The organism is Pseudomonas putida, assembly GCF_004357765.1.
GTDB lineage: Bacteria > Pseudomonadota > Gammaproteobacteria > Pseudomonadales > Pseudomonadaceae > Aquipseudomonas > Aquipseudomonas putida_U.
Genome location: NZ_SMTE01000009.1, coordinates 211,513 through 230,325 on the forward strand (window position 1 = coordinate 211,513; position 18,813 = coordinate 230,325).

An 18,813-nucleotide genomic window follows, 5' to 3' on the forward strand; every position below is an offset into this window, starting at 1 on the left:
AAATCAGTTCTTGCACTTGGCCAGCACCACTTGGCAGGTGTCCGGCGTGCCACCCGATCGGCTGGCGTAGCGAATGCAGTTGTTCAGTGACTTCTGCCGGGCGATGCTCATGGTGTTGCCCCAGGCCAGGCCGCCTTCGCCGCGTTGCGGCACGGCCTTGGCATAGCAGTTCGAACCCATCGTCGCGTAGCGGGCCTGCTTGGCCTTGCTCGAACAGCCTGTGGTCATCACCAGGCTCAGGCCGAGCAGGGCGCCCAACGTCCAGCGGGCACAGGGCTGCGATGCAAGTCTATTCATAGGGTTCTCCTGTCCGGGCCAACCGATAATACGCTTGGCTTGGCGGTTAGCACACCGCGGCAGCTCGATAAATCGGAACTATCGGTACCACAGGCTATCTTCTCCTAGGCGCACCCCGCGCAAGCCTGATGGACTGGGCATCGCGCTCGCTCATCGGCACCGGGTCACTGAATGATAAGGAGGCGCCGTGACCGTATCAGACCAACCCCTCTACCGATGCACACCCAGCCCGCTACATGCGATCCTGCTGGGCGGCTCGGTACCGCTGTTCCTCGGCGCATTGCTGAGCGACATCGCCTATTACCAGAGCTACCAGATCCAGTGGGCCAACTTCGCCTCTTGGCTCATCGCCGGAGGCCTGTTGTTCTGCGGCCTGGCGATCCTCTTTGCGCTTGCCAACCTGCTGCGGGCCGCACGCAAGGGAGGGCGTCCGACGGTGTACCTACTGCTGTTGGTGGCGGCCTGGATCCTGGGTTTGATCAATGCGTTCGAGCACGCCAAGGACGCTTGGGCGGTGATGCCCGCGGGCCTGGTGCTGTCGGTGATCGTCAGTGCACTCGTCTTCGTCGCTGCCTGGCTGGGCATGAGCAACTTGCGTTCCGGAGGTGCAGCATGAGGCACTTACCTGTACTGAGTTTGCTGAGCCTTGCGGTATTGCTCAGTGCCTGTGGCGGCGAGGGTGAAGCGACCCAGGCGCGGGGGCCTGACCCGAAGCTGCCGGCCCCCGAGCGCGGCTTGCTGCCGAACATGAAGATCGCCGAACCAACCCCTTGGGGAGATGAGAAACCCCGTGTGCCGGAAGGCTTCAGCATCACGGCGATCGCCACCGACTTGAAGATCCCACGCCAGACACTGGTGCTGCCCAATGGCGACATCCTCGTGGCCGAGGGCCGGGGCGGTAACGCCGCCAAGCTCAAGCCCAAGGACGTGATCGCCAGCCAGATCAAGGCCAAGGGCAATACCCAGGTCAAAGGCGGTAACCGCCTGACCTTGCTGCGCGACGCCGATGGCGACGGCGCCTATGAAACCCAGGGTGTGTTCGCCGACAACCTGAACGCGCCCTACGGCCTGGCATTCGCAAACGGCAAGCTGTATGTGGCCAACCAGGACGCCTTGGTGAGTTTCGACTACCAGGAAGGCCAGACCAAGGCTGGCGGGCCACCGACCGTGCTCACCCAGTTGCCCGCAGAAATCAACCACCATTGGACCAAATCACTGGCGGTCAGCCCTGATGGTCGTTACCTGTACGTGGGCATTGGCTCCAACAGCAACATCACCGAGCGCGGCATGGAAGTCGAAGCCGACCGTGCCATGGTCTGGCAAATCGATGCTCAGACCGGTGCCCACCGGCCTTACGCGACCGGTCTGCGCAACCCGACGGCGCTGGCCATACAGCCGGGCACCGGGCAGTTGTGGGCGGTGGTGAACGAGCGCGACGAACTGGGCCCCGACCTGGTGCCGGACTACCTGACCTCGGTGCGTGAAGGCGAGTTCTATGGCTGGCCCTACAGCTATTGGGGGCAGAACGTCGACGAGCGGGTCAAGCCGCAAAACCCGGACAAGGTGGCGGCCGCCATCAAGCCCGACTATAGCCTCGGCTCGCATGTCGCTGCGCTGGGGGTGAGTTTCTCCATCCCGGCCATGGGCACGCAGTTCGCCGAGGGCGCGTTCGTCGGCGAACACGGCAGCTGGAACCGCCCCAATCCGGCGGGTTACAAAGTGATCTTCGTGCCGTTCAGTGCGGGGAAACCCGCCGGTGAGCCGGTGGACTTCGCCACAGGCTTTCGCGGTGGGGATGGCAAGACCCGCGGTCGCCCGGTGGGCGTGACGGTCGATCCCCGGGGGGCGCTGATCATCGCCGACGACCTGGCGAACACGGTCTGGCGCGTCACCCGAAATCGGTAAGTCCGGCTATGGTGAAGAAGCGGCGGGTGAATGGTCACGCGCCGCTTCGGTCTCGATCACAGGGAAGCAGGCCTATGAACCCGATTCGCTCACTCGCTCGTGCCGTTGCGCTGGCCACTTTGGTCGGCGCTGCCAGTTACACCGTCCAGGCCAACGAAGTCCCGATAGGTGCAGAAGCGCTGGAAAGCCATGTGCAAACCCAAGTCACGGCGATCGATCTGCCGAACCGCCTGGTGACGGTCAAAGGGCCGCACGACAAGGACGTGACCTTCCAGCTCTCGGAAAACGCCAAGTCGCTGCCTAACCTCAAGGTCGGTGACAACGTCGACATCTATGTCACTCGTGCAGTGGCCTACGTACTCAACAGCAACGTCGGGGGAGCGCCAAAGGCCAGTGCCGAACAAGGTACCATCCGCGCTACCGCCGATAACCCGAACCCCGGCGGCGAAGCCTTCCGCCAGGTGCGAGTGACCTCCAAGGTCGAGAAGGTCGACCTTGCGACCCACGAAGTGACCCTGCTGCCGCCGCAAGGCAAGGTGCAAGTGGTCAAGGTCGAGAACCCAGACCTGCAGGCCAAGATGAAAGACCTCAAGGTCGGTCAGACCGTCGATGCGATCTACACCGAAGTGCTGCGCGTCGAGACTTCCCGCTGAGGTGACCGACGCACTGTGGGGCAGGGGCCTTGCCGCCAAGTTGCCGGCGATGAGGCCCGAATGCCCGTCGCGAACGAGCATGGATCCGAGGGTAGCGTTATACTCGCGCTCCGTTTGATAGTTATCCGAGTATTCCGATGGGTCTTTGTGCAACCGCCACACCTGAACCGCGCCGTCTGGGCGCGCCACTGATCGCCTTGGCCCTGCTGCTGGCAGGCGCCTGGTTCCTCAACCTCAATGCCGGCTTCAAGCAGGTGTTGCTTTTGGCCGTTGGCGCCGCGCTGGGGCTGACCCTCTACCATGCGGCGTTTGGCTTCACCTCGGCCTGGCGGGTGTTCATCACCGAGCGCCGAGGCGCTGGCCTACGGGCGCAGATGGTCATGCTGAGCCTGGCCGTGCTGCTGTTCTTCCCGGCGTTGGCGGCTGGCAGCCTGTTCGGTAACCCGGTCAACGGTCTGGTGGCCCCGGCAGGGGTTTCGGTGGTATTCGGTGCATTCATCTTCGGTATCGGCATGCAGCTGGGGGGCGGCTGTGCATCGGGCACGCTGTTCACCGTGGGCGGTGGTAATGCAAGGATGCTGGTCACCTTGCTGTTCTTCATCGTCGGTTCGGTCACCGCGACCCACCATGCCGACTGGTGGTTCGCGCTGCCGTCGCTGCCGCCGACGTCGATCGTCAAGTCCTGGGGTGTCGGGCCAGCGTTGCTGGTGAGTCTGGCGGTATTCGGGCTGATCGGTTGGGCCACCCTGGTGCTCGAGAAACGCCGTCACGGCGCCCTGGCGGCTCCGGTCGGTAGCGATCACCAGGGCCTGCAGCGCTTCATGCGTGGACCTTGGCCGCTGCTGTGGGGGGCAATTGCCCTGGCGTTGTTGAACTACGCGACCCTGGCGCTTGCAGGTCGCCCCTGGGGCATCACCTCGGCGTTCGCACTGTGGGGCGCCAAGTCGCTTCAAGGCCTGGGTATCGACGTCGGCAGCTGGGTGTTCTGGCAGGCTCCGGCCAACGCCAAGGCCCTGGCATCGCCGCTGTGGCAGGACGTGACCACGGTCATGGACCTGGGCATCGTCCTGGGCGCCTTGCTCGCCGCCGGGTTGGCCGGGCGCTTTGCGCCGAGCCTGAAGATTCCGCTGCCGTCGCTGATCGCTGCAGTGCTCGGCGGGCTGTTGCTCGGTTATGGTTCGCGTCTGGCCTATGGTTGCAATATCGGCGCTTATTTCAGCGGCATCGCCTCTGGCAGCCTGCACGGATGGCTGTGGCTGCTGGCGGCTTATACCGGCAATGTCATCGGTGTGCGTCTGCGTCCGCTGTTCTTCGCCGGCGAGCGGCGGCCCGCGACCCTGAGCGGCTGCTGAGCGGCTCCTGAAGCCCCACTAATCCGTGATAATGCTTTAGATAAGGCTCATAAATACTTGTTTTTAAAGACTATCTCTTGGCAATCGCATGTTGGACGCATTGTTCGTAGTAGGTCTGCTTGATGGCCGCAGGCTTGAGTCGGGAACGGCTGTTGTAGGTCTGCTCGGTAATGCCGAAAGCTGTCATGCGCATCCAGGGTTTGGGAAACCTGCGCACCTGCAGCTTTTTCCGCGTGGCGTACAGCGTGACCCCTGACAGCTTGGCCTTCTGAGCGTCGGCAGCGATCTGCGAGCCCCATCCACACACTTGGCGGTCATTCTGGCTGAGTGCCTTGGCCTGCACTGCACACGCAGAAGCGGCGAGAAGCGCACCGGCCATGGTTGCTAGAAATACTCGCATGTTGCTGTCCTAAGCGGCTGACGGAGAAGGGAGTTTGCCCTCAGTTTGCGTTGCCGGGGGCCAGCAATTTGCCGTTATGCGAGCGCGGGTTGGATGGCGGGCAGGAAATACCGCGCTGGGTGTATGTGATCGTACAACTGCTTGCGCTATGATGTCGGTTGTCTTTCAAGGTGAACATCAGGGCATGACAGAGCAGCAGGTACAGGCACGGGCCCGGCGCAAGCCGCGCAGCCTTGCCCAGGAACTGGTCACGGTGCTGACCGAGCGTATTCGCAGTGGCCAGCTCAAACGCGGCGACAAGCTGCCGACCGAGTCGCAGATCATGGCCGAGGAGGGCGTCAGCCGCACCGTGGTGCGTGAGGCCATCTCGCGGCTGCAGGCCGCCGGCCAGGTGGAGACTCGCCATGGTATCGGCACCTTCGTCCTCGACGCGCCGAGCACGGGAGGTTTCCGTATCGATCCGGCCACGGTGGTGACGCTGCGAGAAGTGTTGGCTGTGCTGGAACTGCGCATTGCCCTGGAGATCGAGTCGGCCGGCCTTGCCGCACAGCGGCGCAGCGACGAGCAACTGGTCGGCATGCGCGCCGCGCTGGATGAGCTCAACGAGGGTGCCGCCCATGCCAACGATGCGGTGTCTGCAGACTTCCAGTTCCACCTGCGCATCGCCCAGGCCAGCGGCAACCATTACTTCGCCGACATCATCAACCACCTGGGGACCAGCATCATCCCGCGCACACGGCTGAATTCCGCGCGCCTGGCCCATGACGATCAGGCGCACTACATGGGGCGTCTGATGCACGAACACGAAGCCATCTACGAGGCCATTGCCCGACGTGACAGCGAGGGGGCGAAAATGGCCATGCGCATGCACCTGAGCAACAGCCGTGAACGACTGCGCCAGGCCCATGAAGCAGCCGAGGCGCAGGGCGTCTGACGTTAGGAAAAGAAAGGTTCTTCACGGATTGTCGGGGGGGGGGGCTTGGCTTGGCATTTAGACTGGGAACGGTCCATTCTATGTAGCGGCGCTCCTGGCCCCTTCCGCCTTTACGGCGGGCAACTTTTTTCTTGGAAAAAGTTGCACAAAACCGCTTGCTCCCACATACGGCCCCTACGCTGCGCTTCGGGGTCCCCTCGCTCCGGCGGCTTGCGGGCCCGCGCGGCCTACGACTTGCTGCGCAAGTCTACATCTCGCGCCTCCGGCTAACGCCGGAGGGTGCTACGCACCTGGCCCTCCAGCCACCTCCACTCGGCCTCCTGAGGTCGCGGGTAGATCAAAAGCAAGATCAAGAGCAAGAGCAAGATCAAAAGCCAGAGCAACGGCAGGCGAATCGCTGCGCTCTCGCTTTTCCCTTTACCTTCGTTTTGGGTTGTTGCGGATCTCGCGATCTGTCTTTCGAAGATAACGCCCGTGCAGGCGCCGTAGCGAGGGGACCCGTAGCGCAGCGGAGGGCCGGATGCAGGAGCAAGCGGTTTTGCTTCCCTTTTGCCAAGACAAAAGGGACCCGCCGTAAAGGCGGAAGGGGCCAGTAGCGCCGCTACACACAATGGATCAGCTCACGATCTAGATGCCAAGCCAAGCCAAGCCAAGCCAAGCTCCCCGACAATCCGTGAAGAATCAAAAGAAAGCCCCGCGGATGCGGGGCTTCTTCGTGGTAGGGGGATCAGATCGCCCCTTCGCTCCACTGGCCATTGACCAGGCGACGCAGCCCAAGCGGGTTGCCGTCACGCAGCGCTTCTGGCAGCAATGCCTGTGGGTAGTTCTGGTAGCACACTGGGCGCAGGAAGCGATCGATGGCCAGGGTGCCCACCGAGGTGCCTCGGGCATCGGAAGTGGCTGGGTACGGTCCGCCGTGGACCATGGCATCGCACACTTCGACGCCGGTGGGGTAGCCATTGACCAGGATGCGGCCGACTTTCTCCTCCAGCAACGGTACCAGCCAGGCGAAGGCTTCGAAGTCTTCCGCTTCGCCGATCAGCGTGGCGGTCAACTGGCCGCGCAGGCCAAGCAGGGCCGCGCGCAGTTGTGCGTTGTCCTCGGCCTCGACCGCCACGGTGGTTGGGCCGAACACTTCTTCTTGCAGCAGCGGGTCGGATTCCACCAGCAGGCGCGCGTCGGCCTTGAACAGCTGGGCGCGGGCTTGGCTGCCTTCCTGGACCTGCCCGGCCAGATGTTGAATGCCAGTGTGGGCGTGCAGGTGCTCCAGGCCGCCGACATAACTACGCAGGCCACCGGCGTTGAGCATGGTCTGGCCGGCTTGTTGGTCGAGATGCTGGCCGAGGTCGGCGAGCAGTTGACTGTATTGCGGCGACTTCAGTCCAATGACCAGTCCGGGGTTGGTGCAGAACTGCCCGGCACCCATGCACACCGAACCGGCCAGCTCGCGGGCGATGGCTTCGCCACGTTTGGCCAGGGCACCGGGCAGGATGATCACTGGGTTGATGCTGGACATCTCGGCGAACACCGGGATCGGCTGTGGGCGCTCGGCCGCCATGCGGCAGAGGGCGTCGCCGCCTTTGAGCGAACCGGTGAAACCGACCGCCTGGATGGCCGGATGCTTGACCAGCCATTCGCCGACGCCGCCGCCGAAGACCATGTTGAACACACCTTTGGGCATGCCGGTGCGCTCGGCGGCGCGCTCAATGGCGCAGCCGACCATGTCGGCGGTGGCCATGTGACCACTGTGCGCTTTGAACACCACCGGGCAGCCGGCAGCCAATGCGGCGGCGGTGTCACCGCCTGCGGTGGAGAAGGCCAGCGGGAAGTTGCTGGCGCCGAACACGGCGACCGGGCCGACACCGATGCGCATCTGACGCAGGTCGACCCGTGGCAATGGCTGGCGCTCGGGCAGTGCCAGGTCGATGCGAGCACCGAGGAAGTCGCCGCGGCGCAGCACTTGGGCGAACAGGCGCATCTGCCCGCTGGTACGACCACGTTCGCCCTGGATACGGGCTGCAGGCAAGGCGGTTTCGCGGCAGACGACGGCGACGAAGGCATCATCGAGCTCGTCCAGTTCGGCGGCAATGGCCTCGAGGAATTCGGCGCGGCGCGCCGGCGACAGCTGGCGGAACTCGGCGAAGGCAGCAGCAGCGGCCTTGGCTGCCTGGTCCACTTCGCTTTCCAAGGCCTGGGCGAAGCTGTAGGGCAGGGCCTCGCCAGTGGTGGCGTCCAGGCTTTGCAAACGCTTTGGACCAACGGCGCTGCGTTGACCGGCGATGAAGTTGTGGCCGAGGATCTCAGGCATGGGATGCTCCTATTGCTTTAAGAAAGAAATTGACGAAGCTCTGTGGGAGCGGGCTTGCCCCGCGAACACCGGCGCAGCCGGTGCCAGGCACCGTGTGGTCTGCTTCGCGGGCCAAGCCCGCTGCCACAGGGGGGAAGATGTACAGCCAAACAGCCCAAGCCCGGTGCATCAGGTGATCGGTGCTGGGTTGAACAAGGTGATGTCGTTGTGCAAACGGTGCTGCTCGGCCCAGGTCTGCTTGCGGCCACTGGCCACGTCCAGGTAGTAGTGGAACAGCTCCCAACCCAATTCCTCGATACTCGAGCGGCCACTGGCGATACGCCCGGCGTCGATGTCGATCAGATCCGGCCAGCGCTGCGCCAGTTCGGTTCGGGTGCAGACCTTGACCACGGGGGCCATGGCCAGGCCGTAGGGGGTGCCGCGGCCGGTGGTGAACACGTGGAGGTTCATGCCGGCTGCCAGCTGCAGGGTGCCGCAGACGAAATCGCTGGCCGGGGTGGCGCAGAAGATCAGGCCCTTGCGTTGGACCCGCTCGCCCGGTCCGACCACACCCTGGATGGCGCCACTGCCTGACTTGACGATGGAGCCGAGGGATTTCTCGACGATATTGGACAACCCACCTTTCTTGTTGCCGGGCGTGGTATTGGCGCTGCGATCCGCCGCCCCTTGTTGCAGGTAACGGTCATACCAGTCCATCTCGCGCACCAGGGCCTCTGCGACCTCCTGGTTCTCGGCCCGTGAGGTGAGCATGTAGATGGCATCGCGGACCTCGGTTACCTCCGAGAACAGCACGGTGGCGCCGGCACGTACCAGCAGGTCGGCGGCATAGCCCAACGCCGGGTTGGCGGTGATGCCGGAAAACGCATCGCTGCCACCGCACTGCATGCCGAGGATCAGCTCGCTGGCCGGGACGGTTTCGCGGCGGCGTTGGTCGAGTTTCTTCAGGCGTGTCTCGGCCAGCGCCATGATCTGCTCGATCATCTCGCCAAAGCCCAGGCTGGCGTCCTGCAGGCGGTACAGCCAAGGCTCGCTCAGGTCGACCGAGGGGTCGTTGTCGTGCATCACTTGGCCAGCCTGGAGTTTCTCGCAGCCCAGGCTGATGACCAGGGCTTCGCCGCCCAGGTTGGGGTTGCGCGCCAGGTTGCGTACGGTGCGGATCGGGATATAGGCATCGCGGGCGTTGATCGCCACGCCGCAGCCATAGCTGTGAGTGATGGCCACCACGTCGTCGACATTGGGGTATTTGGGCAGCAGTTCATCACGGATGCGCTTGACCGCATGTTCCAGCACGCCGGTGACGCATTGCACGGTGGTGGTGATGCCGAGGATGTTGCGCGTGCCGACGGTACCGTCGGCATTGCGGTAACCTTCGAAGGTGAACCCTTCGAGCGGCGGCAGCGGGGCAGGAACCGCGTCGCAGCGGGGCAGGCTGTCCAGCTCGGGTGCCGAGGGCATGGCCAGTTGGCTTTCCTGTACCCAGCTACCCTGGCGCAGATCCTCCAAGGCATAGCCGATGATCTGCCCGTAGCGGCGAACGGGCTCACCCTTGGCAATGGCGACGGTGGCCACCTTGTGGCTCTGTGGAACGGCCTCGACGAGGGTCAGGCCGTCGGGAAAGCAGGCGCCTTCCCCCAGGCCGCCATCGTTGACCACGACCACGACATTGTCGTCGTCGTGCAGGCGGACGTAGCGGGGCGAGTCGGAATGTTCGATCAACTGCATGGTCGTGCCCTTCTTCGATTGCTCAGGCTTTATACGTCCGCCCACTCCCGGCTGGGCCGAGGGTGGGCGTGTTCACTCAGTGTTGCGAGGTGGCCAGTTTGCCGTTGCCGGTGCTCTGGACCTCAGGCTTTGGGTCATCGTGCAACTCGATACGCTTGATCGGGCCGACGATCACCAGGTAGCTGAACACCGCCACCAAGGCATTGGCACCCACGTACACCAGGGCCCACTTGAACGAGCCGGTGGCACTGATGATGTAGCCGATGACGATGGGTGTGGTGATCGAGGCCATATTGCCGAAGGTATTGAAAAGCCCCCCGGACAGCCCGGCGATCTGCTTGGGCGAGGTATCCGCCACCACCGCCCAGCCCAGGGCGCCGATGCCTTTGCCGAAGAAGGCCAGGGTCATGAATCCAACCACCATCCACTCGGCATCGACGTAGTTGCAGAAGACCATGGTGGTCGACAGCAACAGACCGCAGACGATCGGCAGTTTGCGCGAGAAGGTCAGCGAGTTGCCGCGACGCAACAGCCAGTCCGAGATCACGCCACCCAGCACACCGCCGATGAAGCCGCAAATCGCCGGCAACGAGGCGATGAAGCCTGCCTTGAGGATGGTCATGCCGCGCTCCTGTACCAGGTACACCGGAAACCAGGTCAGGAAGAAGTAGGTGATTGCATTGATGCAGTACTGGCCCAGGTACACGCCCAGGAGCATGCGGCTGGTCAGCAATTGCTTGATATAGCCCCATTTAGGACCGTCGTTGCCGCGTTTCTGGTCCATGTCGACCAGGCCACCGTTCTGCTCGATGTGCTCGAGCTCTGACGGACTGATGCGTGGATGTTGGCGCGGGTTGTAGATGGTCCTGAGCCAGACCATCGAGAACACGATGCCCAGTGCGCCCATGACCACGAATACATGCTCCCAGCCGAAGCTGAACACGATCCAGCCCATGATCGGAGCGAACAGTGCGGTGGCGAAGTACTGTGCCGAGTTGAAGATTGCCGAGGCCGTGCCGCGCTCCTGGGTTGGGAACCAGGCCGCGACGATACGGGCGTTGCCCGGGAACGATGGGGCTTCGGCGAAGCCGACCAGAAAGCGCAAGGTGAATAGGGTCACAACTGCCCAGGCCACCGGAAGGCCGCCGACGAAGCCCTGCAGCAGGGTGAACAGCGACCAGGTGAAGATGCTGAAGGCATAGACCTTCTTGGAGCCGAAACGGTCGAGTAACCAGCCGCCAGGGATCTGGCCGGCGACATAGGCCCAGCCGAAGGCGGAGAAGATGTATCCGAGAGTCACCGCATCGATGCCGAGGTCTTTCTGCAGGCTGGAGCCGGCGATGGCGATGGTGGCTCGGTCTGCGTAGTTGATCGTGGTCACCAGGAACAGCATGAACAGGATCAGGTAGCGCACATGCGTCTTTTTCGTCGCTTGCATGCTGATAATACTCCCACTAGTTATTTTTGTGCGGGCTCACGAATTGTAACCGGAGTGGGGGCAGCCCACTCCGGTCGCGGCGATGGCAGGCCGCAGGGGCGCTTATTGCGGACCCATCTTATCCATCAGCGCTGCGAGCATTTCGTACTCTTCGGCGGTCAGGTCGGTCAGCGGGGTACGGACCGGGCCTGCGTCGTAGCCGGCGATCTTGGCGCCAGCCTTGACGATGCTCACGGCGTAACCGGCCTTGCGGTTGCGGATGTCCAGGTAAGGCAGGAAGAAATCGTCGATCAGCTTGGCCACGGTGGCGTGATCGTCGCGGGCGATGGCGTTGTAGAAGTCCATCGCGGTCTTCGGCACGAAGTTGAACACGGCCGAGGAGTACACCGGTACACCCAGGGCTTTGTAGGCTGCCGCATACACTTCGGCGGTCGGCAGGCCACCCAGGTAGCTGAAACGATCACCCAGGCGACGACGGATCGAGACCATCAGCTCGATGTCGCCCAGGCCGTCCTTGTAGCCGATCAGGTTCGGGCAGCGCTCTGCGAGCTTTTCCAGCAGCTCGGCATTGAGCCGGCAGACATTGCGGTTGTAGACCACGACGCCGATGTTCACCGATTTGCACACGGCCTCGACGTGGGCGGCAACGCCGTCCTGGCTGGCTTCGGTCAGGTAGTGCGGCAGCAGCAGCAGGCCTTTGGCGCCCAGGCGCTCGGCTTCCTGAGCATATTCGATGGCCTGGCGGGTGGAGCCACCGACGCCGGCAAGAATCGGGACCGACTTGGCGCAGGTGTCGACGGCGGTCTTGATCACCTGGCTGTACTCGCTGGCAGCGAGGGAGAAGAACTCACCGGTGCCACCGGCAGCGAACAACGCGCTGGCGCCGTAAGGGGCGAGCCATTCCAGGCGTTTGATGTAGCCAGCCTGGTTGAAGTCGCCCTGGGCATTGAAGTCGGTGACCGGGAACGACAGCAGGCCGTGGGAGAGGATGGATTTAAGTTCTTGTGGGTTCATTGTTATGGGCATCCTGTGGCGCTTTGGGGTGAGAGCTAAGGTGAGAGGTAAGTTATCGTACAACTGCGGCGATGACTAGTCCCTTCGTGCAGATTTTTTGTGGGGAGAGAAAGGACGAGAGAAGTGTATGCCTTTGCCGGCCCTTTCGCGGGCAAGCCCGCTCCCACAGAATCACCGCCACCCTCTGTAGGAGCGGGCTTGCCCGCGAAAGGGCCGGGACAGACGACAACCAGGCCACAGGAAAATCCGGTGAATCGAATCACCACGATCAGTCGTCGTATATCTATGGAGTAGGAAGAAAAAACGATCGCGGAGACAGGCACAAGCCCGCCGCCCGCTTCCACGGGAGATGTTCTGGGACCAGCAGAGGGCGACCGGGAAAGCGGGGGCGGCCTTGCGCCGCCCCGCGATCAAAGCTAACGAAGCTTGGGCTCAGGCGGCCTGTTGGCGCTTGATCTGGGCTTTGCGCACCTGGGCGCGGCAGGCGTCGCCAAAGGCCTGGAAGATCTTGATCGAATCAGGATTGTTCGCCGCCTGCCATTCCGGGTGCCATTGCACGGCGAACAGGAATGGCGAAATGCTCGGGGCGTGGATCGCCTCGACCAGGCCGTCTTCGGCGCGAGCGATGGGCTCGATGCCGGCGCCCAGCTTGTGCAGGCCTTGGCCATGCAGCGAGTTGACGCGGATCTCGTCGGTGCCAAGGGTGTGCTGCAGCCAGCTGCCAGGCTCGATCTTCACCGCATGGACCTGGGCATATTGCACATCGACCGGGTCTTCCGGATTTTCCCGGTGGTCGTTGAAACCAGGCTCGGCGTAGACCTTCTGGTAGATGTCGCCACCCAGCGCCACGTTGATTTCCTGCATGCCGCGGCAGATGCCGAAGATCGGCAGGCCGCGCTTGATCGCCGCCTTGACCAGCGGAATGTCGAACAGGTCGCGGTCCTTGTCCTGGGCCTTGCCCGGCGTCTGGTTGTCCTGGCCGTACAGGGCCGGATCGATGTTGCTCCCGGCACCGGTCAGGTACACGCCATCGGCCATGTCCAGGTAGGCGTCGAGGGCCTCGGTGCCACAGCAGGTCGGCACCAGCACTGGGATGCAATCGGCGAAGTCGACCAGTGGGGTAATGTATTTGTGGGTCATGACCTGGTAGTCATGGCCTTTGCGCTCTTGGGTACCCATGGTCATCAGGACGACGGGTTTGCGCAGGGAAGGTTGCTTGTTGCCAATGTTGCTGTTGGACATATGTCACCTTGGGGCAGGTCCTACCTGCCGTTGTCGTGCAGGCGCACGGCTTAGGCCTTTGTGCTGCCTGAAGCTCCGAGCACTGCCGGAGAGGGTTCCGGTCGGGGCTTATCGATAGCTTGCCAGAGCCGTTTAATATGTCAAACGAGCAGAGGGGACGTATCGGCGGTTTCGGCGCCGATTACAGGGCTTTTTATCCCGTGCAAGCCCGTGGCGGCAAGGGTTTGCCGCCATTGGTGGTCAATAATATTTAACGACGCAGTTGGTTCATTGCACCGGCGCAATGAACCAGGCCTGTACGGATCAATGCAGGATCTGTGCGAGGAAGGCTTCGGCCCGCGCCGTCTGGGGCTGATTGAAGAATACCTGCGGAGCGCTGTCCTCGATGATCTGCCCGCCTTCCAGGAACAGCACCCGCTCTGCCACTTGGCGAGCGAAGCCCATTTCATGGGTGACGCAGAGCATGGTCATGCCGGTGCCCGCCAACTGCACCAGCACGTCCAGGACCTCGGCGACCATCTCGGGATCCAACGCCGAGGTCGGCTCGTCGAACAGCATGATCCGCGGCTTCATGCACAGTGCGCGGGCGATCGCCACCCGTTGCTGCTGGCCGCCCGATAGCTGACTTGGATATTTGAGCGCCTGACCTTCGATACCCACCTTGGCCAGGTACATCCGCGCACATTCCTCGGCATCCTTGCGCGACAGACCGCGCACGCTGGTCGGTGCCAGCAGGCAGTTGTCGAGCACGGTCATGTGCGGAAACAGATTGAAGTGTTGAAACACCATGCCGATTTCGCTGCGAGCCTGCGCGGCTTGGCGGGTTTTGTTGGCCAGGTCGATACCGGCGACCTCGATACTGCCTTGCTCGGCGACTTCAAGGCGATTGATGCAACGGATGAGGGTGGATTTGCCCGAGCCGGAGGGGCCGCAAAGGACGATGCGTTCACCTTCGCGCACCTTTAGATCGATGTCGCGCAGTACGTGAAAGGCACCATAGTGCTTGTTCAGGCCGGTAATGCGGATCAGCTCCGGGCGTGGGTCGTTTTCAGGGGCAAGGCTGGCAATGCTCTCGGGGGCGGTCATGTCATTCTCCGGCATCGATCAGTCGAAACGTGCGGCGCTGTAAGGCGCAGGGTCGGTGAAGGGGCGTTCGCCGCAGATCACTTCGGCGATCAGGCGACCGGTGACGGGACCCAGGGTCAAGCCATGGTGGGCGTGGCCGAAGTTGAACCAGAGGCCTTTGTGCCGAGGCGCCGGGCCGATCACCGGGCGCATATCCGGCAGGCAGGGGCGGCGACCCAGCCAGGGCTGCCGATCAAGGCGATTGCCCAGGTTGGGGAACAACCTGCGGGCGAGGTTCTCGCAGCGCTGCAGTTGGATTTCGTTGCCCGGCGCCGCGCTATCGGCGAACTCGATGCCGGTGGTCAGGCGTACGCCTCGGGCCATCGGTGCGAGCACGTAGCCGCCCTGGGTATCGCAAATCGAGTGCTTTAGCTGCACGCCATCACGGGTGTCGTAATGCATGTGATACCCCCGCTTGATACCCAACGGGATCTGATAGCCCAAACGCTCAAAGACGTCGGCCGACTGCGGACCCAGGCAGACCACGACCTCGTTGGCGCTTAGCGGCCCGCGACGGCTGTCTATCTGCCAGCGCTCACCGTCCTGGCGTAGGCTGCGCGCGTCACCCTGGAGGAACTGTCCGCCACGCTTGATGAACAGGGCGGCGTAGCCGCGGGTCAGGGCGCCGGGGTCGTTGACGGTCTTGGGGTCCAGCCAGTGAATGCCTCCCACAGCTCCATCGAGTGCGCCCTCACGGGCCTGCAGCTGGGCGTGCTCGAGGAATTCGTAGCGCAGCCCATAGCGGCCCAGGGAAAGGGCGTCGCGTTTGGCCTGCTCGAATAACGCCGGGTCGCGGTACACCTCGATCCAGCCTTTGGACTGCACCAGGGCCTGCAGCCCTGCTGCGGCAATCAGGGCATCGTGCTCCTCGACGCAGCGCTGCACCAGCGGCAGCATGTCGGCGGCCGCGCCGGCCAGGCGCGCGGGTGCCGACTGCTGCCAGTAGCGCAACAGCCATGGCGCAGCCTTGGGCAGGTACTTCAGGCTGTAACGCACGTCCGGCTGACGGTTCAGACCGTAACGCAGCAATGCGCCGAACTGGCGTGGAAAAGCATAGGGGATCACGCTGGAGCGCTCGATCAGTCCGGCGTTACCGTGGCTGGTGCCGCTGCCCGGTTCGTCGCGGTCGATCATTATCACCTGATGTCCGCGCGCCTGCAGGTGCAGCGCGGTGCTGACGCCGACGATGCCGGCGCCAAGTACGAGGGTCTGGCAATGCATGAAAACATCCTTCGGTCAGTTCAGATGGCGACCCAGGCGGGCCTCCAAACGTTTCAAAAGGCGGCGCACCAGCTCGACGATCACGAGGTACAGCACGGCGGCCCACAGGTAGATCTGGAAATCGAAACTGCGCGAGAACGCCAGCTTGGTCACGCCCATCAGGTCGTAAAGGGTCACCAACGAGGCGATGGCGCTGGCCTTGATCATCAGGATCAGCTCGTTGCCCAGTGGGCCGATCGCCACCAGCAGTGATTGCGGCAGGATGACCTTGAAGAAGGTGGTGGAACGCCTCAGGTTCAACGCCTGGGCTGCTTCGTACTGCCCCGGCGCTACGGCCATCAAGCTGCCGCGGAAGATTTCGGCCTGGTAGGCGGCGGTGTTCAAGGTGAAGGCAAGCAAGGTGCATAACCACGCTTCACGGAAGAACCACCACAGCCCGATGTCCTGCCAGAAGGTTCTGAGCGAGCCAAGCCCGTAATACAGCAGGAACAGCTGCGCGAGCAGGGGCGAACCACGGAAGAAATAGATATAGCCAGCTGCCAGGCGGCGCAGCAGCAGGTGGTGTGACATGCGCGCCAACGCCAGTAACAGACCCAGCACGGCGCCCAGGCTGAAGGAGATGGCGACCAGCTTGGTAGTGACCCACAGGCCATCGATGAAGCGTGGGCCGTAGCGCTCCAGCAGATCGGGGTCGAGTACCAGGGTCAGCAGGTGGTCGATAGTCATGCCCGTGCTCCTTGCAAGTGGCGGCTGCTACGTCGTTCTATCCAAGCGAATATCCGCCCGGAAACTGCAGAGAACAGCAGGTAGCCTAGGCAAGCGACACCATAGAAGAACATCGGCTCCTTGGTCACACTGACGGCCAGGTTGGTCTGGCGCATCAGGTCGACCAGGGAAATCGTCGACACCAGCGAAGTGTCCTTGAGCAACGACAGCCAGTTGTTGGAGAGGCCTGGCAGGGCAATGCGCGTCAGCTGTGGCAGCACCACCTTGAAGAAGCCGCTGCGTTTGCTCAGGCCTAGTGCCGCGCAGGCCTCCAATTGTCCCTTTGGCAGGGTCTTGAAGGCTGCCAGCCAGATTTCGCTGGAGAATGCAGCGAACACCAGACTGAAGGCGACCATCGCAGCGAGGAAGGTGTTGATCAGGAACTCGCCAGAGTAACCCAAGGTTGCCAGCACTTTTTGGGCGGCGATTTGGCAACCGTAGTAAATGATCAACAGTGTCAGCAATTCAGGCAGCCCGCGGAACACCGTGGAGAAGATGGTGGCCCAGGCGCGAGGCAGGCGTGCCCGCGAGCGCGCCGCGAGGGCCACCAGCAGCCCCAGGGGCAGCCCGATGGGCAGGCAAGCTAGGGCCAGGGTAAGGGTGACCAGCGCGCCGGCCAGCAGCGCCTGACCCCAGCCACCATCGGCAAGGGACAACAGGGACAATTGATCGAGCATGACAAACCCCATGGACGGATGTGCGGGGGCGGCCCGGCAGTGACGCGAGACCACCCCACAGGGAGCGTGGGAATCCCTTTGCAGATCAGTTGTAGATGTCGAAGTCGAAATACTTGCTGGCGATCTTCTGGTAGGTGCCGTTGGCGACGATTTCGGCGAGGGCGGTGTTCAAGCGCTGGCGCAAGGCATCGTCATCCTTGCGCACGGCGATCGCTGCGTCGGCCTTGGTGCCGTTCACATCGCCCAGCACCTTGCAGCACGCCTGACCGTTCTTGGTCATCCATTCCTGCAGCGGGAACTTGTCGGCGATGACCCCATCCAGGCGACCTGCGGCCAGGTCGGCGTTGGCCTCGTCCATGGTCGGGTACAGCTTCACCTCGGCGCCGGCCTTGGCATACACATCCTCGGCGTAGATGGCTTGGGTCGAGGATGACTGTGCACCTACGGTGTAGCCATTGAATGTGGTCTGGGCGTCGGTGATGTCGCTGTCCTTGGCCACCGCGACGGTCAATGGGGTCCGATAATAATGATCGGTGAAGGCGATTTTCTTGCGTCGTTCCTCGGTGTCGATCATCGAGGCCACGACGGCGTCGTACTTGCGCGCCATCAACGCCGGTATGATGCCTTCCCAATCCTGCGCCACCAGCGTGCATTCGACCTTCATCTGCGCGCACAGGGCGTGGGTGATGTCGATGTCGAAACCGTGTAGCTGGTTATCGGCGTCCACATAGTTGAAGGGGGGGTAGGCGCCTTCAGTGGCGAAGCGCAGGGTTTCGGCACTGGCATTACCTGCCAGCAGAAGGGCACACGCACCTGCCATAGCCATGGTCTTGTTCATCTCGTCGCACCTCTTGCACTCTTGCTATTGTTGTTTGCTCGGCGACCACGAGGTGTAGCCGACGAACTCGTTGTGTAGAGCGGCAGTTGCTTCCAAGCGTTTTTCAACATCGGGTCCGAGTTTCTTGCAGACCTCGTTGACCATCAGGTGCACCCACGACAGCATGGTCGCGGTCGACTCCCAAAACAGATCGAATTCGGTGGGGACACGAAACACCTCGTCGGCATGGGCGTCGGCCCATTCGCAGAAGGTGTCGGTCACCAGGGTGACCGGGATGCCGGCGGCGCGTGCCTTCTGGCACAGCTGCAGGGCGTGGCGCGAGTAGCGGCGGGCTTCGAACACCACCAGGGTGGTTTCGCTGGCGCGGCCCAGCAGCACATCGCCGAAATGTCCGGCGCTGCCATCGACCAGTTGCACGCCATCGCGCAGATACTGCAGCAGATGGCTCATGCACATGGCGATGCCACGCTCGGTCTGGAAGCCGGCGATGAACACCCGCGGCGTTTGTGCCAGGCGACGGGCCACGGTCAACCAAGACTCGGTCTGGCGGTATTCGTGGACCCGTACCAAGGCGGCGATTTCCCGCTCCAGGCTCCCGGCGTTGTCGCGTGCATCGGGGTTCTGGCGGTATTCTTCGAGGCGGTCACCCACCAGCCATGGGCCATCGCCCAGGTCGCTCTGCAGGTCGTGCTTGAGTGCCTTGAGGTGGGCATAGCCGAGCGATCGGCAAAAACGGCCGACGCTGGATTCGCTGACCCCGAGCTTGGCTGCGATGCTGGCCGAGGTCTGGAACGGCAACTCGTGCAAGTTGGCGAGCATGTAGCTGGCGATCTTGCGGCCAGAGGCGGCGGCCCCTTGCAGGCTGTTCTCCAGGCGTTGCTTGATCGGTTGGCTCATGCTGCTGCTCCGGGTGACGTGCAGT

The 18,813-nt window shown here is 63.0% G+C and carries 18 protein-coding genes; 5 read left to right on the forward strand and 13 right to left on the reverse strand.

Annotation, left to right across the window (positions count from 1 at the left end):
- Positions 1-3: 3 nt before the first annotated feature.
- The gene (locus E2H86_RS15455) at positions 4-297 is read right to left on the reverse strand and encodes a hypothetical protein (protein ID WP_133329298.1); all 294 of its coding nucleotides are present in this window, start codon (positions 295-297) and stop codon (positions 4-6) included.
- A 187-nt stretch (positions 298-484) separates the two neighbouring features.
- On the opposite strand from E2H86_RS15455, the gene E2H86_RS15460 reads away from it, so the two are divergent.
- From E2H86_RS15460 to E2H86_RS15475, 4 genes are all read left to right on the forward strand, one after another.
- The gene (locus E2H86_RS15460) at positions 485-913 is read left to right on the forward strand and encodes a DUF2231 domain-containing protein (protein ID WP_133329300.1); all 429 of its coding nucleotides are present in this window, start codon (positions 485-487) and stop codon (positions 911-913) included.
- Positions 910-2,202: a PQQ-dependent sugar dehydrogenase gene (locus E2H86_RS15465; protein ID WP_133329302.1), complete on the forward strand. Its 1,293-nt coding sequence runs from the start codon at positions 910-912 to the stop codon at positions 2,200-2,202. The genes E2H86_RS15460 and E2H86_RS15465 overlap by 4 nt, the downstream gene beginning before the upstream one ends.
- Positions 2,203-2,276: 74 nt before the next feature.
- Positions 2,277-2,855: a hypothetical protein gene (locus E2H86_RS15470; protein WP_133329304.1), complete on the forward strand. Its 579-nt coding sequence runs from the start codon at positions 2,277-2,279 to the stop codon at positions 2,853-2,855.
- Between the two features lie 137 nt (positions 2,856-2,992).
- Positions 2,993-4,207 (forward strand): YeeE/YedE family protein, encoded by a 1,215-nt coding sequence (locus E2H86_RS15475; RefSeq protein ID WP_133329306.1) that lies wholly within the window; start codon positions 2,993-2,995, stop codon positions 4,205-4,207.
- Positions 4,208-4,277: 70 nt separating this feature from the next.
- On the opposite strand, the gene E2H86_RS15480 is transcribed toward E2H86_RS15475, so the two are convergent.
- Entirely contained in the window at positions 4,278-4,607 is a 330-nt protein-coding gene (locus tag E2H86_RS15480; protein ID WP_133329308.1) for a hypothetical protein, read from the reverse strand.
- Between the two features lie 184 nt (positions 4,608-4,791).
- Between E2H86_RS15480 and E2H86_RS15485 the strand changes: the two genes are divergently transcribed.
- Positions 4,792-5,541 carry a FadR/GntR family transcriptional regulator gene (locus E2H86_RS15485; protein WP_133329310.1) on the forward strand — a complete coding sequence of 250 codons (750 nt, stop codon included), beginning with the start codon at positions 4,792-4,794 and terminating at the stop codon, positions 5,539-5,541.
- A gap of 727 nt (positions 5,542-6,268) precedes the next feature.
- Here E2H86_RS15485 and E2H86_RS15490 read toward each other — a convergent pair.
- From E2H86_RS15490 to E2H86_RS15540, 11 genes are all read right to left on the reverse strand, one after another.
- Positions 6,269-7,849 (reverse strand): aldehyde dehydrogenase (NADP(+)), encoded by a 1,581-nt coding sequence (locus E2H86_RS15490; protein WP_133329312.1) that lies wholly within the window; start codon positions 7,847-7,849, stop codon positions 6,269-6,271.
- A 168-nt stretch (positions 7,850-8,017) separates the two neighbouring features.
- Complete coding sequence (gene garD, locus E2H86_RS15495) at positions 8,018-9,571, reverse strand: galactarate dehydratase (protein ID WP_133329314.1); 1,554 nt, start codon at positions 9,569-9,571, stop codon at positions 8,018-8,020.
- A gap of 76 nt (positions 9,572-9,647) precedes the next feature.
- Positions 9,648-11,009: an MFS transporter gene (locus tag E2H86_RS15500; protein WP_133329316.1), complete on the reverse strand. Its 1,362-nt coding sequence runs from the start codon at positions 11,007-11,009 to the stop codon at positions 9,648-9,650.
- Between the two features lie 102 nt (positions 11,010-11,111).
- A complete protein-coding gene (kdgD, locus tag E2H86_RS15505) occupies positions 11,112-12,023 on the reverse strand; it encodes a 5-dehydro-4-deoxyglucarate dehydratase (protein ID WP_133329318.1) in 912 nt (303 codons plus the stop codon).
- Positions 12,024-12,455: 432 nt separating this feature from the next.
- The gene (locus E2H86_RS15510) at positions 12,456-13,265 is read right to left on the reverse strand and encodes a gamma-glutamyl-gamma-aminobutyrate hydrolase family protein (RefSeq protein WP_133329320.1); all 810 of its coding nucleotides are present in this window, start codon (positions 13,263-13,265) and stop codon (positions 12,456-12,458) included.
- 303 nt (positions 13,266-13,568) lie between these two features.
- Entirely contained in the window at positions 13,569-14,351 is a 783-nt protein-coding gene (locus tag E2H86_RS15515) for an amino acid ABC transporter ATP-binding protein (RefSeq protein ID WP_133329322.1), read from the reverse strand.
- 18 nt (positions 14,352-14,369) lie between these two features.
- Positions 14,370-15,611 carry an NAD(P)/FAD-dependent oxidoreductase gene (locus E2H86_RS15520; protein WP_133329324.1) on the reverse strand — a complete coding sequence of 414 codons (1,242 nt, stop codon included), beginning with the start codon at positions 15,609-15,611 and terminating at the stop codon, positions 14,370-14,372.
- Between the two features lie 15 nt (positions 15,612-15,626).
- On the reverse strand, positions 15,627-16,337 hold the full coding sequence (locus tag E2H86_RS15525) for an ABC transporter permease (protein ID WP_133329326.1): 711 nt from the start codon (positions 16,335-16,337) through the stop codon (positions 15,627-15,629).
- Positions 16,334-17,053, reverse strand: a complete 720-nt coding sequence (locus E2H86_RS15530; RefSeq protein ID WP_133329328.1) for an ABC transporter permease — start codon at positions 17,051-17,053, stop codon at positions 16,334-16,336. The genes E2H86_RS15525 and E2H86_RS15530 overlap by 4 nt, the downstream gene beginning before the upstream one ends.
- Before the next feature lie 85 nt (positions 17,054-17,138).
- On the reverse strand, positions 17,139-17,891 hold the full coding sequence (locus E2H86_RS15535) for a transporter substrate-binding domain-containing protein (RefSeq protein ID WP_133329330.1): 753 nt from the start codon (positions 17,889-17,891) through the stop codon (positions 17,139-17,141).
- A gap of 24 nt (positions 17,892-17,915) precedes the next feature.
- On the reverse strand, positions 17,916-18,788 hold the full coding sequence (locus E2H86_RS15540; protein ID WP_133329332.1) for a MurR/RpiR family transcriptional regulator: 873 nt from the start codon (positions 18,786-18,788) through the stop codon (positions 17,916-17,918).
- Between the last annotated feature and the right edge of the window lie 25 nt (positions 18,789-18,813).

Excerpts from the sequence above, each read along its gene's own strand:
- E2H86_RS15455 (WP_133329298.1), bottom strand. The coding sequence starts at position 297 with ATGAATAGACTTGCATCGCAGCCCTGTGCCCGCTGGACGTTGGGCGCC.
- E2H86_RS15465 (WP_133329302.1), top strand. The coding sequence starts at position 910 with ATGAGGCACTTACCTGTACTGAGTTTGCTGAGCCTTGCGGTATTGCTC.
- E2H86_RS15470 (WP_133329304.1), top strand. The coding sequence starts at position 2,277 with ATGAACCCGATTCGCTCACTCGCTCGTGCCGTTGCGCTGGCCACTTTG.
- E2H86_RS15475 (WP_133329306.1), top strand. The coding sequence starts at position 2,993 with ATGGGTCTTTGTGCAACCGCCACACCTGAACCGCGCCGTCTGGGCGCG.
- E2H86_RS15480 (WP_133329308.1), bottom strand. The coding sequence starts at position 4,607 with ATGCGAGTATTTCTAGCAACCATGGCCGGTGCGCTTCTCGCCGCTTCT.
- E2H86_RS15485 (WP_133329310.1), top strand. The coding sequence starts at position 4,792 with ATGACAGAGCAGCAGGTACAGGCACGGGCCCGGCGCAAGCCGCGCAGC.
- E2H86_RS15490 (WP_133329312.1), bottom strand. The coding sequence starts at position 7,849 with ATGCCTGAGATCCTCGGCCACAACTTCATCGCCGGTCAACGCAGCGCC.
- garD (WP_133329314.1), bottom strand. The coding sequence starts at position 9,571 with ATGCAGTTGATCGAACATTCCGACTCGCCCCGCTACGTCCGCCTGCAC.
- E2H86_RS15500 (WP_133329316.1), bottom strand. The coding sequence starts at position 11,009 with ATGCAAGCGACGAAAAAGACGCATGTGCGCTACCTGATCCTGTTCATG.
- kdgD (WP_133329318.1), bottom strand. The coding sequence starts at position 12,023 with ATGAACCCACAAGAACTTAAATCCATCCTCTCCCACGGCCTGCTGTCG.
- E2H86_RS15510 (WP_133329320.1), bottom strand. The coding sequence starts at position 13,265 with ATGTCCAACAGCAACATTGGCAACAAGCAACCTTCCCTGCGCAAACCC.
- E2H86_RS15515 (WP_133329322.1), bottom strand. The coding sequence starts at position 14,351 with ATGACCGCCCCCGAGAGCATTGCCAGCCTTGCCCCTGAAAACGACCCA.
- E2H86_RS15520 (WP_133329324.1), bottom strand. The coding sequence starts at position 15,611 with ATGCATTGCCAGACCCTCGTACTTGGCGCCGGCATCGTCGGCGTCAGC.
- E2H86_RS15525 (WP_133329326.1), bottom strand. The coding sequence starts at position 16,337 with ATGACTATCGACCACCTGCTGACCCTGGTACTCGACCCCGATCTGCTG.
- E2H86_RS15530 (WP_133329328.1), bottom strand. The coding sequence starts at position 17,053 with ATGCTCGATCAATTGTCCCTGTTGTCCCTTGCCGATGGTGGCTGGGGT.
- E2H86_RS15535 (WP_133329330.1), bottom strand. The coding sequence starts at position 17,891 with ATGAACAAGACCATGGCTATGGCAGGTGCGTGTGCCCTTCTGCTGGCA.
- E2H86_RS15540 (WP_133329332.1), bottom strand. The coding sequence starts at position 18,788 with ATGAGCCAACCGATCAAGCAACGCCTGGAGAACAGCCTGCAAGGGGCC.